The 15,691-nt window shown below is 51.5% G+C and carries 18 protein-coding genes; 11 read left to right on the forward strand and 7 right to left on the reverse strand.

Annotation, left to right across the window (positions count from 1 at the left end; all coding sequences use genetic code 11):
* Positions 1 to 39: 39 nt before the first annotated feature.
* The 3 genes from flgN to flgA form a co-directional block, all read right to left on the reverse strand.
* Positions 40 to 468: a flagellar export chaperone FlgN gene (flgN, locus tag RIN69_RS09300; RefSeq protein ID WP_313856999.1), complete on the reverse strand. Its 429-nt coding sequence runs from the start codon at positions 466 to 468 to the stop codon at positions 40 to 42.
* Between the two features lie 5 nt (positions 469 to 473).
* A complete protein-coding gene (gene flgM, locus RIN69_RS09305) occupies positions 474 to 773 on the reverse strand; it encodes a flagellar biosynthesis anti-sigma factor FlgM (protein ID WP_313857000.1) in 300 nt (99 codons plus the stop codon).
* Positions 774 to 866: 93 nt separating this feature from the next.
* A complete protein-coding gene (gene flgA, locus RIN69_RS09310; protein WP_313857001.1) occupies positions 867 to 1,526 on the reverse strand; it encodes a flagellar basal body P-ring formation chaperone FlgA in 660 nt (219 codons plus the stop codon).
* Between the two features lie 156 nt (positions 1,527 to 1,682).
* On the opposite strand from flgA, the gene flgB reads away from it, so the two are divergent.
* From flgB to flgL, 11 genes are all read left to right on the forward strand, one after another.
* Positions 1,683 to 2,096: a flagellar basal body rod protein FlgB gene (gene flgB / locus RIN69_RS09315; protein WP_313857002.1), complete on the forward strand. Its 414-nt coding sequence runs from the start codon at positions 1,683 to 1,685 to the stop codon at positions 2,094 to 2,096.
* Positions 2,097 to 2,099: 3 nt separating this feature from the next.
* On the forward strand, positions 2,100 to 2,504 hold the full coding sequence (gene flgC, locus RIN69_RS09320; RefSeq protein ID WP_313857003.1) for a flagellar basal body rod protein FlgC: 405 nt from the start codon (positions 2,100 to 2,102) through the stop codon (positions 2,502 to 2,504).
* 12 nt (positions 2,505 to 2,516) lie between these two features.
* A complete protein-coding gene (gene flgD / locus RIN69_RS09325) occupies positions 2,517 to 3,182 on the forward strand; it encodes a flagellar hook assembly protein FlgD (protein WP_313857004.1) in 666 nt (221 codons plus the stop codon).
* 34 nt (positions 3,183 to 3,216) lie between these two features.
* A complete protein-coding gene (flgE, locus tag RIN69_RS09330; RefSeq protein WP_313857006.1) occupies positions 3,217 to 4,422 on the forward strand; it encodes a flagellar hook protein FlgE in 1,206 nt (401 codons plus the stop codon).
* 20 nt (positions 4,423 to 4,442) lie between these two features.
* Positions 4,443 to 5,201: a flagellar basal body rod protein FlgF gene (locus RIN69_RS09335; RefSeq protein WP_313857007.1), complete on the forward strand. Its 759-nt coding sequence runs from the start codon at positions 4,443 to 4,445 to the stop codon at positions 5,199 to 5,201.
* 17 nt (positions 5,202 to 5,218) lie between these two features.
* Positions 5,219 to 6,001, forward strand: coding sequence for a flagellar basal-body rod protein FlgG (flgG, locus tag RIN69_RS09340; RefSeq protein WP_052897830.1), 783 nt, complete (start codon positions 5,219 to 5,221; stop codon positions 5,999 to 6,001).
* Positions 6,002 to 6,072: 71 nt separating this feature from the next.
* Positions 6,073 to 6,777, forward strand: a complete 705-nt coding sequence (locus RIN69_RS09345; RefSeq protein WP_313857009.1) for a flagellar basal body L-ring protein FlgH — start codon at positions 6,073 to 6,075, stop codon at positions 6,775 to 6,777.
* A gap of 9 nt (positions 6,778 to 6,786) precedes the next feature.
* Positions 6,787 to 7,896 (forward strand): flagellar basal body P-ring protein FlgI, encoded by a 1,110-nt coding sequence (locus tag RIN69_RS09350; protein WP_313857010.1) that lies wholly within the window; start codon positions 6,787 to 6,789, stop codon positions 7,894 to 7,896.
* Positions 7,896 to 8,834: a flagellar assembly peptidoglycan hydrolase FlgJ gene (gene flgJ, locus RIN69_RS09355; RefSeq protein ID WP_313857011.1), complete on the forward strand. Its 939-nt coding sequence runs from the start codon at positions 7,896 to 7,898 to the stop codon at positions 8,832 to 8,834. The genes RIN69_RS09350 and flgJ overlap by 1 nt, the downstream gene beginning before the upstream one ends.
* Positions 8,835 to 8,961: 127 nt before the next feature.
* On the forward strand, positions 8,962 to 10,614 hold the full coding sequence (gene flgK / locus RIN69_RS09360; protein ID WP_313857013.1) for a flagellar hook-associated protein FlgK: 1,653 nt from the start codon (positions 8,962 to 8,964) through the stop codon (positions 10,612 to 10,614).
* Positions 10,615 to 10,639: 25 nt separating this feature from the next.
* Positions 10,640 to 11,602: a flagellar hook-associated protein FlgL gene (gene flgL / locus RIN69_RS09365; protein WP_313857014.1), complete on the forward strand. Its 963-nt coding sequence runs from the start codon at positions 10,640 to 10,642 to the stop codon at positions 11,600 to 11,602.
* 95 nt (positions 11,603 to 11,697) lie between these two features.
* Here flgL and RIN69_RS09370 read toward each other — a convergent pair whose 3' ends face one another.
* The 4 genes from RIN69_RS09370 to RIN69_RS09385 form a co-directional block, all read right to left on the reverse strand.
* Complete coding sequence (locus RIN69_RS09370) at positions 11,698 to 13,497, reverse strand: hypothetical protein (protein WP_313857015.1); 1,800 nt, start codon at positions 13,495 to 13,497, stop codon at positions 11,698 to 11,700.
* A 127-nt stretch (positions 13,498 to 13,624) separates the two neighbouring features.
* A complete protein-coding gene (locus RIN69_RS09375) occupies positions 13,625 to 13,942 on the reverse strand; it encodes a phage holin, lambda family (protein ID WP_313857016.1) in 318 nt (105 codons plus the stop codon).
* Between the two features lie 32 nt (positions 13,943 to 13,974).
* Positions 13,975 to 14,385, reverse strand: coding sequence for a winged helix-turn-helix domain-containing protein (locus RIN69_RS09380; protein WP_313857017.1), 411 nt, complete (start codon positions 14,383 to 14,385; stop codon positions 13,975 to 13,977).
* A gap of 132 nt (positions 14,386 to 14,517) precedes the next feature.
* Positions 14,518 to 15,666 carry a hypothetical protein gene (locus RIN69_RS09385; protein WP_313857019.1) on the reverse strand — a complete coding sequence of 383 codons (1,149 nt, stop codon included), beginning with the start codon at positions 15,664 to 15,666 and terminating at the stop codon, positions 14,518 to 14,520.
* Positions 15,667 to 15,691 lie beyond the last annotated feature (25 nt).

Below are 15,691 nucleotides of genomic sequence, written 5' to 3' on the forward strand. Positions count from 1 at the left end.
TTACGGGAGCTGTTATCGGCTTTCGTGCTGGCTGGGGGTTCAGATTTTACGGCGGCCAAAAGGGCTCAACGTCTGTCCATCCGGGCCATAAAACGCCTGTGACTGGTGAGGTTTCAACAGCGCGAGCGCCTGCTCATTGTAGGCTATTTGCTGGTTGAGCAGCAGGCCGCTGTGCTGATTGGTGTTATGCAATTTCACGGTGCGCTGCTGGATGGTCTCCCAGCGCTCGGCCAGTGCCGCCTGAGCAGGATAGGGCGCAGATAAGTCAGCCTGTTTTTCTGCCTGACGCCGCATTTCATCAAGGTAGCTCAGGGTGTTCAGTAACGAACTTTTATCTTCGGTAATTTGCTGAAGTAGGTTGCTGTTGAGCTGACCGGCAGAGAGCTGCTGCTGCTCGGCGTCCATGACTTTCGCCAGTGACGAAAGCACTTCCAGCATTTTATCCAGTGCGGTCAGTAATGCGTTCATAACGGTTATTTTCTCTGCAGATCGTCTTTGGTTTGCTGGATCAGCGCATCGGCAATTTTACTGCTGTCCATTTTCAGTTCGCCGTTGCGAATGGCCGTTTTCAACTGCTCAACGCGGGCAACGTTAATGTCTTCGCTGCCTGGCTTCATCAGTTGAGACTGGGCGTCGCTGAGTTTCACCTGAGTGCCGGCTTCGCTGGTTTTGACCATTTCGCTTGGGCGCAGTTTGCTGATGCCAGCGTCGTGAGTTTCACGTGGCTGGACAGTGCTGACCGGGTTAACTGCTTGCGTTCTGTCGATGCTCATAATCTGACTCCTGTGGGTTCAGGCGAAATATTTTCTAATAATACTCTGTATGTTAATTTTATTATCGGCAGATAAAGCACCGGCTTTAGGGGTTTATAACGTTATCAGAACATTCCCATCAGCAGCGACTTTCCCGTTAACTATCTGACCATTTCCCATCCTGACGCGTACCGACTGCGCAACGACAGCATTATTGAGCGCGCGTCCTTCGCCGCTGGCATTAAAGCCTTCTCCCTGCGCAATGACCATCACATTCTGCCCGGCTTTAACTCGCCATGGCTGGCGCACCATCGATAGCGTAACCGCTTGTCCCGGCGGGATATCGCGCACGCTGATGGCGTTAATCGCTTGCTGTGGATTGAGCACTGCACGTGCTGGCAGGGTATCAAGACGGCCGCGCATTAACTGAAGATCGGCACTGGCTAACGTGGTTCCCCGCGTGACCTGACGTGCTGCCACTACGTACTGGCCGCTGACCTGCACCTGCACCTGTAAATAACGGCGCTGCTGGCCACAATTGGCCGCCACGCTGATATTGCCCCACGGGCGGCTGTTGCCCGGCAACGAAAAGTGCGGGGTTTCACAGGGTGGCCACTGTGCGGCAGGGGTGCGAAGCACCACTTGCATACTGTCAGCATGTTGTGCATCGCGTGCTTTGAAAAACTGATTTAGCTGCGCGGTTAAATCCGCAGCCGGTGTCTGAAGGCTGAACAGGCCGAACAAGCCCACCAGCAGAGGCGTTGCGCTACGCATTATCCGCTCCCCATTTCCCAATATGGCACTGATTCTACTCGCCTGCGCATTAGCCCAAGCCGGAATATAGCGACGCTTTTTAGCGCTATTCATTCGATAGCCCTTCCCCTTGCGCGCTTATCCTGTCCGCTCGAAATTCTCACTTGCGGAGGAAACATGCTCGACAAACTGGACGCGGCTCTGCGTTTTGGCACCGAAGCGTTAAACCTGCGGGCCCAGCGTCAGGAGATCCTGGCGTCCAACATCGCCAACGCCGACACGCCTGGCTATCAGGCGCGTGATATTGATTTTTCCAGCGAACTGAAACGTGCGCTTGAACAGGGTCGTGCGCAGGGTTCAGGACTGTCGCTGGCGCTGACGTCGGCACGTCATATTCCGGTGCAGAATCTGCAACCGCCTTCACTCGATCTGATGTACCGCATTCCTGACCAGCCCGCGATGGATGGCAATACGGTGGATATGGACCGTGAACGTACACAGTTTGCAGACAACAGCCTGAAATACCAGACCGATCTGACGCTTATCAGCGGCCAGATTAAAGGGATGATGAACGTCCTTCAGGGGCAATAAGTTATGGCACTTCTCAATATTTTTGATATCGCCGGTTCGGCGATGGCGGCACAGTCACAGCGCATGAACGTCAGTGCCAGCAACCTTGCCAACGCCGATAGCGTTACCGGTCCGGATGGACAGCCCTATGTGGCGAAGCAGGTGGTTTTTCAGGTTAACGCGGCACCCGGTCAGGCGACCGGCGGTGTGAAAGTGGCGCAGGTGATTGACGATCCGACGCCAGCCAAACTGGTGTATCAGCCCGGCAACCCGATGGCTGATGCCAGGGGCTACGTCAGGATGCCCAACGTCGACGTGGTAGGCGAAACGGTTAATACCTTGTCTGCCTCGCGCAGCTACCAGGCCAATGTCGAAGTCCTCAACACCGTCAAATCGATGATGATGAAAACGCTGACCATGGGTCAATAACGGAGAAGCGCAGTGGGCATTGCAGTTAACGTTAATCAGTCACTGGATAATACCAGTATCAGCAGCAGTTCGACCGCCAGCAGTGCGTCCGACCTGCAAAGCAACTTCCTGACGCTGCTGGTCACCCAGCTTAAAAATCAGGATCCGACCAACCCGATGGAAAATAACGAGCTGACCACTCAGCTGGCGCAGATCAATACCGTCAGCGGGATTGAGAAGCTGAACACCACCCTCGGTTCTATCTCTGGCCAGATTAACAGCAACCAGTCATTACAGGCTTCGGCGCTGATTGGCCACGGCGTAATGGTGACCGGATCGCAGATTCTGGCAGGCAGCGGACAGACCACGCCATTTGGATTTGAGCTGGCAAACGCGGCGGATAAAACCACCGTCACCATCAGAGATGCCAGTGGCAGCGTAGTGCGCACCCTCGATTTAGGCAGCCAGACCGCAGGTGTTCATACCTTTAGCTGGGACGGCACGCTGACCGATGGCACCACCGCGCCGGACGGCAAATACAGCTTTACGCTGGCGGCCAGCAATGGCGCGGATCAGCTGGTGGCCCAGCCACTCAATTATGCCTTAGTAAACGGTGTCACAGCCGATGCCAGCGGGGCAATTTTAGATCTGGGCACCATGGGCACCACCAGGCTCGATGCGATCCGCCAGATTATTTAATCATCATAATTATTATCCTTCTCAGGAGTGACACATGGCATTTTCCCAGGCGGTCAGCGGCTTAAATGCGGCGGCCAGCAATCTCGACGTCATCGGTAACAATATCGCTAACTCCGCTACCTCAGGTTTTAAATCCAGCACCGTCGCTTTTGCCGATATGTTTGCCGGTTCGAAGGTCGGTATGGGCGTGAAAGTTGCCGGTGTTATCCAGGACTTTAATGACGGCACGCCAACCACCACCAGCCGTGGCCTTGATGTGGCCATCAACCAGCAGGGTTTCTTCCGCATGGCGGACAGCAGCGGCGCGGTTTATTACAGTCGTAATGGTCAGTTCACGCTGGATGCCCAGCGTAATATCGTCAATATGCAGGGACTGGCACTGACCGGTTATCCGGCAGCAGGCAGCCCGCCAACCATTCAGACCGGTGCCGATCCGGTTACGCTAAGCGTGCCGACGACGCAGATGACGGCGAAAGCGACCCAGACAGCTTCACTGGTCGCGAACCTGAATTCCACGTCCACCGCGCCAGGCGTAACGCCTTTTAATGCCGCTGACAGTGCCAGTTTCAATGCAAAAAGCACGGTAACCACCTTCGATTCGCTCGGCAATGCGCACACCATTGACCTCTACTTCGTCAAGAGCAGCACTGCAGATAATAGCTGGTCAGTTCATCCGGTTGACAGCAGCACCGGCACTGAAACTACCGCGTTTAACATGACCTTTAATTCTAACGGCGTGATGACTTCTGACGCGGTTCATCAAATCAATATGGGCGAATTAAGCGGTTCTGACGCGCAGACATTTAATCTCAGTTTTCTGAACAGTATGCAGCAGAACACCGGCGCAAATACCTTTGGTAATCCGTCTCAGGATGGTTACAAACCTGGCGAGCTGACCAGTTATCAGATTAACGATGATGGCACCGTGGTTGGCAATTACTCCAACGAAAAAAGCCAGCTGCTTGGTCAGATCGCACTGGCTAACTTCGCCAATCCGGAAGGCCTCTCTTCAAAAGGCGATAACGTCTGGGCATCCAGTGACGCATCGGGCCAGCCACTGCTGGGCCTCGCCGGTACCGGTAATCTCGGCACCCTGACTGCGGGCGCACTGGAGTCTTCCAACGTCGATTTGAGTAAAGAGCTGGTGAACATGATTGTCGCCCAGCGTAACTACCAGTCTAATGCCCAGACAATTAAAACGCAGGATCAGATCCTGAATACGCTGGTTAACCTGCGTTAATGTGCTAACGGGATTGCCTTATGGATCACGCGATATATACCGCGATGGGCGCTGCCAGTCAGACGCTCAATCAGCAGGCGGTTACCGCCAGCAACCTCGCCAACGCCGCGACGCCGGGTTTTCGTGCACAGCTCAATGCGCTGCGCGCCGTGCCGGTCGAAGGGATGTCGTTACCCACCCGTACGCTGGTCACGGCATCAACGCCGGGTGCTGATATGTCACAGGGCAGCATGGATTACACCGAACGCCCGCTGGATGTTGCGGTGCAGCAGGATGGCTGGCTGGCGGTGCAGGCCGCTGACGGCAGCGAAGCCTATACCCGCAACGGCAATATGCAGATCAGTCCGACCGGCGAGCTGACTATTCAGGGCAACCTGGTAATGGGTGACGGCGGGCCAATTGCTATTCCACAAAATGCCGAAATCACGATTGCGGCCGACGGTTCGATTACCGCGCTGAATCCGGGCGATCCGCCTAACGCCACGGTACAGCTCGGGCGACTGAAGCTGGTAAAAGCCGATGCGCAGGAAGTAACGCGCGGTGACGACGGGATGTTTCGTCTCACCGCCAGCGCCCAGCAGCAGCGTGGCGCGGTGCTGCAAAACGACCCGACGGTGAAAGTGATGCCTGGAGTGCTGGAGGGCAGTAACGTCAAACCGGTGGAAACTATGGTCGATATGATCGCCAACGCACGCCGTTTCGAGATGCAAATGAAGGTGATTTCCAGCGTCGACGAAAACGAACAGCGCGCGAACCAGATCCTTAACATGAGCAGTTAAGGACAGAGGAAAAAAACATGATTCGTTCTTTATGGATAGCCAAAACCGGCCTCGATGCCCAGCAGACCAATATGGACGTCATCGCCAACAACCTGGCGAACGTCAGCACCAACGGCTTTAAACGCCAGCGTGCGGTATTTGAAGATCTGATGTACCAGACGTTGCGTCAGCCTGGGGCGCAGTCCTCCGAACAGACCACGCTGCCGTCCGGTTTACAGATCGGTACTGGCGTGCGTCCGGTCGCCACCGAGCGTCTGCACAGCCAGGGCAACCTGTCGCAGACCGATTCGTCGAAAGATGTGGCGATTAATGGCCAGGGCTTTTTCCAGGTGCAGATGCCGGACGGTTCGCTGGCTTATACCCGCGATGGTTCATTCCAGACTGACCAGAATGGTCAGCTGGTGACGAACGGCGGTTTTCCGATCCAGCCTGCCATTACCATTCCGGCCAATGCCCTGAGCATGACCATTGGTCGCGACGGCACCGTCAGTGTAACTCAGCAAGGGCAAACCCAGCCGGTACAGGTCGGGCAGTTAACCCTGAGTACCTTTATCAATGATGCCGGCCTGGAAAGCGTCGGTGAGAACCTGTATCAGGAGACTCAGGCATCAGGCGCGCCAACCGACAGTACTCCTGGCCTGAACGGTGCTGGTTTGCTGTATCAGGGCTATGTGGAAACCTCTAACGTCAATGTTGCTGAAGAGCTGGTCAGCATGATTCAGACCCAGCGCGCCTATGAAATTAACAGCAAGGCGATCAGCACCTCCGATCAGATGTTGCAGAAACTGACGCAGCTGTAACGCCGCTGAAGATGTAGTAAGGGCGGGCGTCAGTCCGCCTTCATAACCGACTTTTAAAAGGTAGTGATTCCGTGGCGAAGCAATCAGATAACAAGCCTGGACGTTGGTTAGTGGCAACTGTGCTGCTGACCCTCAACGGTTGTGCCTTAGTTCCGCGCACGCCTCTGGTGGAAGGCTCGACAACGGCGCAGCCGCTGCCCGCATCGCCACCGACGGTTAACGGTTCGATTTTTCAGGGCGTCATGCCAATGAACTACGGCTACCAGCCGCTGTTCGAGGATCGCCGCCCGCGCAATATTGGCGATACCCTGACCATTACGTTACAGGAAAACGTCAGCGCCAGTAAAAGTTCTTCGGCTAACGCCAGCCGCGATGGCAGTTCAGCCGTCGGCCTGACCGCGGTGCCGCGCGCACTGACCGGGCTGCTGGGCGGGGATAAAACCGCGCTGGCCGGTGAAGGCAAAAATGACTTTGCCGGGAAAGGCGGCGCGTCTGCCAATAACACATTTACCGGCACCATTACGGTGACCGTCAATCAGCTGCTGCCTAACGGCAATCTGAAAGTGGTGGGTGAGAAGCAAATTGCCATTAACCAGGGCACGGAATTTATTCGTTTCTCCGGTGTGGTTAACCCGCGCACCATTAGCGGCAGTAACTCGGTAGTCTCTACCCAGGTTGCCGATGCGCGAATTGAGTATGTCGGTAACGGCTATATCAATGAGGCGCAGAATATGGGCTGGCTGCAACGATTCTTCCTGAATGCGTCACCGATGTAAGAGGTAGTAATGCGTAAATCACTTATTCTTCGCGCGGCATTTTTCCTGCTGCTTGCCGTCAGTTCGCTGGCGTCTGCCGATCGAATCCGCGATCTGACCAGCGTGCAGGGCGTGCGCGATAACTCACTGATCGGTTATGGCCTGGTGGTCGGGCTGGATGGCACCGGCGATCAGACCATGCAGACGCCGTTCACCACTCAGTCGCTGAATAACATGCTGTCACAGCTTGGAATTACCGTGCCACCGGGCACCAATATGCAGCTGAAAAACGTCGCGGCGGTGATGATCACCGCCAAACTGCCGGCGTTTGGCCGCCAGGGGCAGCAGATCGACGTGGTGGTTTCATCAATGGGGAATGCGAAAAGCCTGCGCGGCGGCACGCTGCTGATGACGCCGCTGAAAGGGGTCGATAACCAGGTGTATGCGCTGGCGCAGGGCAATATCCTGGTCGGCGGTGCCGGTGTCGCGGCCGGAGGCAGCAGCGTTCAGGTGAATCAGCTCAACGGCGGACGCATTAGCGGTGGCGCGACCATTGAACGTGAACTGCCAACCAATTTTGGCACCGCCAACGTGATCAATCTGCAACTGAATGAAGAAGACTTCAGTATGGCGCAGCGCATTACCGATGCGATAAACAGCCGCAGTGGTTACGCGGCGGCGCAAGCGCTGGATGCGCGTACCGTGCAGATCAGAACCTCGGCGAATAACAGCTCACAGGTACGCCTGCTGGCGGATATCCAAAATATTGAGGTGTCTGTTCCGATTCAGGATGCCAAAGTGATCATCAACTCACGCACCGGTTCGGTAGTAATGAACCGCGAAGTGACGCTCAGCACCTGTGCCATCGCGCAGGGTAATCTGTCGGTCACGGTGAACCGGTCGCTGGACGTTAATCAGCCGGATACGCCGTTTGGTGGCGGCCAGACGGTGGTGACGCCACAAACCCAGATCGATCTGCGTCAGGAAGGTGGCGCATTACAGCGGGTGAGTGCCAGCGCCAATCTGAATAATGTTGTGCGGGCGCTGAATGCGCTGGGGGCAACGCCAATGGAGCTGATGTCGATTCTGCAATCGATGCAGAGCGCCGGCTGTTTACGCGCCAGACTGGAAATTGACTGATGAATCAATCGCAATCGCTGATGAGCGCGGCGTATGACAGCCAGTCGCTTAACGATCTGAAACGCCAGGCGAGTCACGATCCGAAGGGAAAAGCGTTACAGGTGGCGAAACAGGTGGAAGGGATGTTTGTGCAGATGATGATGAAAAGTATGCGGCAGGCGCTGCCGCAGGATGGCATGCTCAGTACTGAACAAACGCGGATGTACACCTCAATGTACGATCAGCAGATTGCGCAGCAGATTGGCGCGAAAGGGCTCGGCCTCGCCGACACCATCGTCAGGCAGATGAGTCCGGCAGCAAAGCCGGACGAGTCTGCCGGTACGCTGCCGATGCCGCTGGATAAGAGCTTTATCAATACGCTGCCGGCCGTCGAACTGGAACAGAGGGTGCGCCGCGCGCTGCCGAAAATACCGACAACGGCAGTGCCGCTAAGTGGTGACAGCAGCGAATTTATTGCCCGACTGGCACAACCGGCGCAGCAGGCCAGCGCTGAAAGTGGTATTCCACACCATCTGATTCTGGCGCAGGCGGCACTGGAGTCTGGCTGGGGCCAGCGTCAGATCCTGACCCGTGACGGCAAGCCAAGCTTCAACCTGTTTGGTATCAAAGCCAACAGCAGCTGGCAGGGCGATAAAACCGAGATTACCACCACCGAATATGAGCATGGCGTAGCGAAAAAAGTGAAGGCCAGCTTTCGCGTCTACAACTCTTACGCCGAAGCATTAAACGATTATGTCAAATTGATCACTAATAATCCCCGCTATGCCGCCGTTGCCAGCGCGCAAACTGCCGAACAGGGCGCGCAGGCCTTGCAGGCCGCAGGCTACGCTACCGATCCGAAATATGCGCAAAAACTGACAGGAATGATTCAGCAATTCAGGAGCATGGGCGAAAAAGTGGTTAAAGCTTACAGCAGCGATTTAACGAAATTGTTCTGAATTTCTACTCAAGTTTTGCGGTAAAACGCCGATAACCCTGACAGGCCGGGTGCTGTGAAATACGCACTCCGGCAATCGTTTTATTCAATGCCGGCCCGAAGATTGCGCGGGATAATAAGGAACCGACATGTCCAGTTTAATTAACTCCGCCATGAGCGGTTTGAGCGCTGCGCAGGCGGCGTTAAGCACTACCGGTAATAATATCAGTAACTACAACGTTGCCGGTTATTCGCGTCAGACAGCGATTCTGGCACAGGCACAAAGCACTCTTAATGGCGGCAGTTATTACGGCAACGGCGTAACGGTGACCGGCGTCAATCGCGAGTATGATGCGTTTATTACCGCGCAGTTGCGCGGTGCCAGCGCACAAAGTAGTGCCACCAGTACTCAGTATCAGCAAATATCGAATATAGATAATATGCTGTCGACATCGTCCAGTAATCTGTCCAGTACCCTGCAAGACTTTTTCACCAATCTGCAGAATGTGGTCAGTAACGCAGACGATCCTTCTGCGCGTCAGACGCTGTTGGGTAAGGCCGATGGGCTGGTGAATCAGTTTCAGGTGACCGATCAGTACCTGCGCAGTATGGACAGCAGCGTCAATACCTCGATCTCAGCCAGCGTTGACCAGATTAATGGCTATGCCAGACAGATTGCCAACCTTAATCAGCAAATCAGTAAGCTGACCGGCGCAGGTGCCGGTGCTGAACCCAACGGTATGCTCGATCAGCGCGATCAGCTGGTTAACGAGCTGAATAAGCTGGTGGGTGTGACGGTATCGCAGCAGGATGGCAGCTATAACCTGTCATTAGCGAACGGTACTTCGCTGGTCAACGGCGCTAACGCCAGTCAGTTGGTGGCAATGGCATCCAGCAGCGATCCCTCCCGCACCACGGTCGGCTACGTTGATGCAAAGGCGGGTAATGTCGAGATCCCGGAAAAATTGATCGCCAGTGGTTCACTGGGCGGCCTGTTGAGTTTCCGCAGTGAGAATCTGGATGCGGCGCGCAATCGTCTGGGCCAGCTGGCAATGACATTTGCTGACAGCTTTAACAGTCAGCACAAAGCCGGCGTCGACAGCAATGGCGATGCGGGTAAAGACTTCTTCAGCTTCGGTGGTCCGACGGTCATCAGTAACAGCAAAAATAGCTCGGCGACCACGCTCAGCGCGCAGCTGAAGGACAGCAGTGCGGTGCAGGCCACTGATTACAATGTCAGTTACGACGGATCAAACTGGAACGTTACGCGCCTGTCAGATAACACCAGCGTCAAGGCGACCGCAGGTACGGACCCGGACAGTGGTCAGCCAACGCTCAGTTTTGATGGACTGCAGGTCAATATCAGTGGTACGCCTGGCGCGAAAGACAGTTTTACCGTGAAGCCGGTCGCCAATGCGGTGGTGAATATGGATGTGGTCATTACCGATGAGGCCAAAATTGCCGCCGCCGCAGAAGCGGGCGGTGCCAGTGATAACCGTAATGCCCAGAAGCTGCTGGATTTACAGACCAAAAAAGTGGTGAACGGTAACAGCACCCTGAGCCAGGCGTATGCCAGTCTGGTGAGTGAAGTGGGTAACAACACCAGCGCGCTGAAAACCACCAGTACTACCCAGGATAATCTGGTGACGCAGTTGAGTAATCGTCAGCAGTCGGTTTCAGGCGTCAACCTCGATGAAGAATATGGCGCGCTGCAGCAGTTTCAACAGTATTACATGGCGAATGCGCAGGTTCTGCAAACCGCCTCAGCGATTTTTAACGCGCTGATTGGCATTCGTGGTTGATTGAATTGAATAAGGATTAACGACCGTGCGACTCAGTACCAGCATGATGTACAGCCAGCAAATGAAGGGCATTTCGGATGCCCAGTCATCCTGGATGAAGGCGGGCGAACAGCTCTCTACGGGCAAACGCGTGATTAACCCCTCGGACGATCCGATTGCTGCGTCGCGTGCGGTAGTGCTGGCGCAGTCTCAGGCGCAAAACAGCCAGTATTCACTGGCGCGCACCTTTGCTACGCAGAATATCTCGCTGGAAGAGAATACACTTTCCAGCGTTACCAGTAGCATTCAGGATGCCCAGCAGCTGGTGGTTAATGCTGGCACCGGCACGCTTAGCGACGATGATCGCGGCTCACTGGCTACTCAGCTGGAAGGTATTCGTGCGCAGTTGCTGAATATGGCCAATACCACCGATGGTAATGGCCGCTATATTTTTGCTGGCTATAAAAGCGATACGCCACCCTTTGACGACAGCAACGGTAGCGTCAGCTATGCCGGCGGCAATGATGCCATCACGCAAAAAGTCGATGCCAGCCGCACCATGACGGTAAGTCATACCGGGAATAGCGTTTTTATGGCGATAACCGGTAACTCGGTGAAAGAACCTGACGGCAGCAGCAGCGAGACCAGCCTGTTCAACATGCTTGATAGCGCCATTACCGCTTTGCGTACGCCACAGGAAGGGGCAGATGAAGCGACAAAGGCCGACTTTAGCGCAGCAATTGATAAAACTAACCGCGGCCTGCGGAACTCGCTGAACAATGTACTGACGGTTCGCTCGGAGCTGGGCACGCAACTCAGTGAACTGGATAATCTTGATTCACTGGGTGATGACCGCAGTCTGATTTACAGCACCCAGATGAGCGACCTGGTGGATGTGGATTACAACAGCACTATTTCCACATACATGATGCAACAAACTGCGCTGCAGGCCTCGTATAAGACCTTTAGCGATATGTCCGGAATGTCGCTGTTCCAGCTTAATAAATAATCCCTCATCCCGTTAGTCGTTGTTTTGCGGCTAACGGGATATTTTTACCTTCAGAGAAGAGTGAGGCTGCCTGAGCAAAGCACGCTCGGCTGAGTTTATTCCGTTACCGGAAAGATCGGTTCCCAGTTATCTGGTTTATATCGCACGGTAATTTTACCGTAATTACCATAGAGATCTCTGACTTCAATCACGGAGTCATTATTGTGCGCTCCCCAGCGGTAACTTTCGGTTGCGGCATAGGTTTTATAGTAAGTCAGCTGAGAGCGATGCACGGAGATCCAAGTAAAAGGAGGTATTGCAGGATCGGTCACAAAGTAGGACCCCGCCACTTCAAAATAAGAGACCAGTTCAACATCCAGATCTTTCGTTTCCCAGCTGGTCGGAGAGTCATATCCCGGCATAAAGCCATAATATTCCCCGTTATTCATTACTGACCAGGTGTTAATATTAAACGCGCCGTCTAACGTTTGCCAGGGCAGTAAGGCACTGACATCATTGTTGTAATTGAACACGGTTTTATCTGAAAGCGGTAATCTTGGTGCCAAAACACCGATGTTATTAATTGATAAGAAAGCAGGATGCGATGGAGTAAACTCAAAGCGAAACTCTTGATCGCAAAAATAAGTGTCATCTTCTCCGGTCCACGGACGTTGAGTTTCAAAATACTGCTTAGTTGATGTTGGCATGGCAATCACATTCCAGTTAGTGGTGTCGGAATAGTTGATGCTCTGCAGTGTCTCAATTTCCAGCTGTTCATGATCTTTGGTTTTATCTGATACTTCGGGTAAATCCAGCTGAGCATAGATCTCATAGTCCATACTGTTTTCCGCAGTAGAGAAATAGACTATAGCGAACGATTCATTATCATCTTCTGCGTGATGCGCAGCCGGTGATAAATCAGAGGGGAGATTGAGATTTTGGCTCTCATCACGATTATAAATGAAACAGCTGAATTGTTTTTGATTGCCCAGTTTAGCCTTGACCGTCGTGTATGCGCTATCCGCCATGGTGAATTGATGCTGTTTTTCAAAGAAAGTCCCATCGACACCCTGGCTAACGACTTTCTTATCGTCGACAAATAATTCAATAAAATTGATATCGTCATCTTCGATAGTCTGAAAGGCTACGCTTACCGGAACAATATCGCCTGGGCGCGCGTGGGCTGAACTGGGGTTAGGTAAATTATTTGGCCGGTTGAAGATGATGCTGGATTCCTGCTCTGGAAAAGGGACCACTATGTTGTGAGTGGCTACGGCGGTATTATCCAGTTGATCCGTCACGCTGGCTTTTAAGACAATGTTCCCGGCTGGCAGGGTATGGTATTTTGACCATGTGACGGTGTTGCTGGCATAGTCTGTGGCTTCGATAACGGTTTCTTTATTTCGATAAATATAACTTACCGTCAATTTTTTTATATTAATATCAGAACCGGTCTGCGCGGCTACCTTGATAAAGACAAAATCATATTCTGACAATGAATCTGGCGTGTCGGGTTTGATAAAATTTACGGCCGGTGGCTTGACTACCTGTTTGTACTCAACCGCAGTGGCGTAATCGTCGGCGATATTCCAGTAAGTTAATTCGCTATTTTTATCTGACAGCGGCTTCATTGCTACGGGAGTGCCATCGTTAAGAAAAAATTTCAGCCTGTTATCTTTCAGCAACTGCCCCTGAGACAGTTTTACGGGTTTTTGATCCGCATCCAATAATAACAGGCGCACTTTTACCGGTAGCTGGTTCCAGCCATTACTGTAAATGACCGCTGAGCGATCGGTGCTGTCACGATATTCCAGGTGGAATTCAGCAATATATTTAATTTTATCCGCGTCATCCTGAAGGCACTCGGCTATCTCTCGAAAAAAACCGTTAGTGTTCGTTTTTTTAGATAATGTCATTTTAACTCCTTTTAAATGATATCTGTCGTTATTCTGATCTTGATGGTGTAATTTTTCACTGGCTATTTTTATTCATTTTTTTTATCCCGTTAGTCGCAAACAGCACTAACGGGATGTTTTAATTTTGCTAACTCTTTTTATCCCAGTAGTTGCGGAAAAAAGATTTAAACCCTTTACGAATATCTTCGGCTCCTAACAGGCCGATAAATACACTGCTGAGGGTTTCCCAGTCGCGTGAAATATTAAGCAGCATTAACAGGTCCACCACAAACCACGCCAGCATGGCGCAGATGATTCCCTCGGAAATTCTTCGTTTCCATGAGCAATCCTTATAAATGTTAAACAATATCGACAGACTGGCTGCAATCAAAGCATTGAACAGCTGATGGACATGTTCATCGCTGAGAATATTTAAAGTCAAATACCAGGGTGTTGTTGGCAGCATAACAACTCCTTAAGTAATGGTCACATTCAGGGCTATGCTCTTAACAGAATGCTGATTTTATCAAACATCTCATAGATAAAACCCTTGCGCGGCGTTTCTGTTTTACTGAATCGTATCTCTCTGGCATGTTTTTCATTTATCTGATATCCAAAGCGCGGAATAGTGATAATAATATCATTAAGGCCAATAGAGGAGAGGGCTTTTCGTAACAGATATATCTTCTGAATCAATGCAGGTTCGTAATTAAAATGCCGGTTGCACTTGCCCCATAGCAGAGAGATTAATTCATCCTTATGCATCGGTTGCCACGACTCTGTTTGCAGCAACGCTTCAAAACAACGGCTTTGAGTATGAGTGAGTGTAAGATCATCATGATGGCGACAAATAAACGTCCTGCTGTTCATGTCGTATTCAATGTTAGTAGTTATATGCACCTTAGTCATATCTCTCTCCATTTAAATATGCATTTGTTGCTTTTCCTCGGATTTAACCTGGGAAAGAACTCATTTTTCAGGTGGGGATACCGGGTCGAAAGAGTCACTCTTATATTATTAAGTAATAATTTTACGTTTATCTCAGAAATTAATGCTTTCGATGGTTTCGATTTTTAGGTCCTCCTTATCTTTAGTTGTATCAGATACATTAGCCAGTTCAAGTACGGCATAAAACTCCCAGGTTGAGGTGCTTTCTGCGGTGGAAAAATACAGTACCGCAACCGATTCATTATCGGTATCCTCTTTCAGTGAGGAGGTCTCAGATAGTGAAATTTCCTCGAGGCTATGTTGATTTTCTTTTGGGTAAACCCACATTCGCTGGCTGGCAATTTTGCTATCAGAGGCGATTCCGGTCGCGATCATCAAAAATCTCTCGCTGTCGTCCATGGTTAAAATTTGCTCTGATATCGCATAGGTGTTACCGCTAAGATTATTTCCCTCGCCGTTAACTGATACTCGGGTTAAGGTTTTATCATCATGTGCCTGATAAACAATATTGGTTTTTATTTTTTCACCGGGGGAAAAGGTATCAGTCTCGCCAGGATAGTTGATATTTACCCATGGGTAGTCTTTCGGTTTTGGGATAGCAAGATCGTGCGTAGTCACAAACTCCTTATTCTGGTCGTCAATAACTTTAGCCTGAAGTAAGAAATCCTCTGCAATAAACAACCAGCGTTTAGACACTTTTAACGATTTTGTGTCATAAGGCATATCATGAATTTTCCATTCACCTTGCCATTTCTTATAGCTGATAATTAATCTTTTGATTGATGTTCCGGATCGCGCTGCGGCCGACACCTCTATATCAACGACTTTATACTCGTCTAAGGCATGAGTTGTTGGTTTAATAAATTTCACCGTCGATTTATAGGTTACTGCCTTATCGTTATTTCCTGCCTGATGCCAGTAAGTGAGGCCTTTATTTTGATCCGAGAGTGGTTTCATTTCAATCCGGGTTCCATCAAGATGATAAAACTTTAGACGCCCATCTTTCAGAAGCTCGCTTTGACTGATTTTTACCGGATTTTTTTGTTCATCAAGTAATAACAAGCGAACGCGCGCTGCTACCTGATTTTTGCCATTACTGTAAATTACTGCCGAACGAGCAGAATCATCGCGATATTCTAAATGGAATTCAGAAATATATTTAACTTTATCTGCGTTATCCTGAATGCATTCAGGTATATCGCGAAAAAAAATATTCTTATTCTTTTTATTTGATGTTTTCATATTAATTTCCTTAAGTTGCAGGCGT

It is taken from the genome of Winslowiella toletana (assembly GCF_032164335.1).
Classification (GTDB): Bacteria; Pseudomonadota; Gammaproteobacteria; order Enterobacterales; family Enterobacteriaceae; genus Erwinia; species Erwinia toletana_A.

Excerpts from the sequence above, each read along its gene's own strand:
- flgB (WP_313857002.1), top strand. The coding sequence starts at position 1,683 with ATGCTCGACAAACTGGACGCGGCTCTGCGTTTTGGCACCGAAGCGTTA.
- flgE (WP_313857006.1), top strand. The coding sequence starts at position 3,217 with ATGGCATTTTCCCAGGCGGTCAGCGGCTTAAATGCGGCGGCCAGCAAT.
- flgC (WP_313857003.1), top strand. The coding sequence starts at position 2,100 with ATGGCACTTCTCAATATTTTTGATATCGCCGGTTCGGCGATGGCGGCA.
- flgA (WP_313857001.1), bottom strand. The coding sequence starts at position 1,526 with ATGCGTAGCGCAACGCCTCTGCTGGTGGGCTTGTTCGGCCTGTTCAGC.
- RIN69_RS09375 (WP_313857016.1), bottom strand. The coding sequence starts at position 13,942 with ATGCTGCCAACAACACCCTGGTATTTGACTTTAAATATTCTCAGCGAT.
- flgN (WP_313856999.1), bottom strand. The coding sequence starts at position 468 with ATGAACGCATTACTGACCGCACTGGATAAAATGCTGGAAGTGCTTTCG.
- flgM (WP_313857000.1), bottom strand. The coding sequence starts at position 773 with ATGAGCATCGACAGAACGCAAGCAGTTAACCCGGTCAGCACTGTCCAG.
- RIN69_RS09380 (WP_313857017.1), bottom strand. The coding sequence starts at position 14,385 with ATGACTAAGGTGCATATAACTACTAACATTGAATACGACATGAACAGC.
- RIN69_RS09335 (WP_313857007.1), top strand. The coding sequence starts at position 4,443 with ATGGATCACGCGATATATACCGCGATGGGCGCTGCCAGTCAGACGCTC.
- flgK (WP_313857013.1), top strand. The coding sequence starts at position 8,962 with ATGTCCAGTTTAATTAACTCCGCCATGAGCGGTTTGAGCGCTGCGCAG.
- RIN69_RS09385 (WP_313857019.1), bottom strand. The coding sequence starts at position 15,666 with ATGAAAACATCAAATAAAAAGAATAAGAATATTTTTTTTCGCGATATA.
- RIN69_RS09370 (WP_313857015.1), bottom strand. The coding sequence starts at position 13,497 with ATGACATTATCTAAAAAAACGAACACTAACGGTTTTTTTCGAGAGATA.
- flgJ (WP_313857011.1), top strand. The coding sequence starts at position 7,896 with ATGAATCAATCGCAATCGCTGATGAGCGCGGCGTATGACAGCCAGTCG.
- flgG (WP_052897830.1), top strand. The coding sequence starts at position 5,219 with ATGATTCGTTCTTTATGGATAGCCAAAACCGGCCTCGATGCCCAGCAG.
- RIN69_RS09350 (WP_313857010.1), top strand. The coding sequence starts at position 6,787 with ATGCGTAAATCACTTATTCTTCGCGCGGCATTTTTCCTGCTGCTTGCC.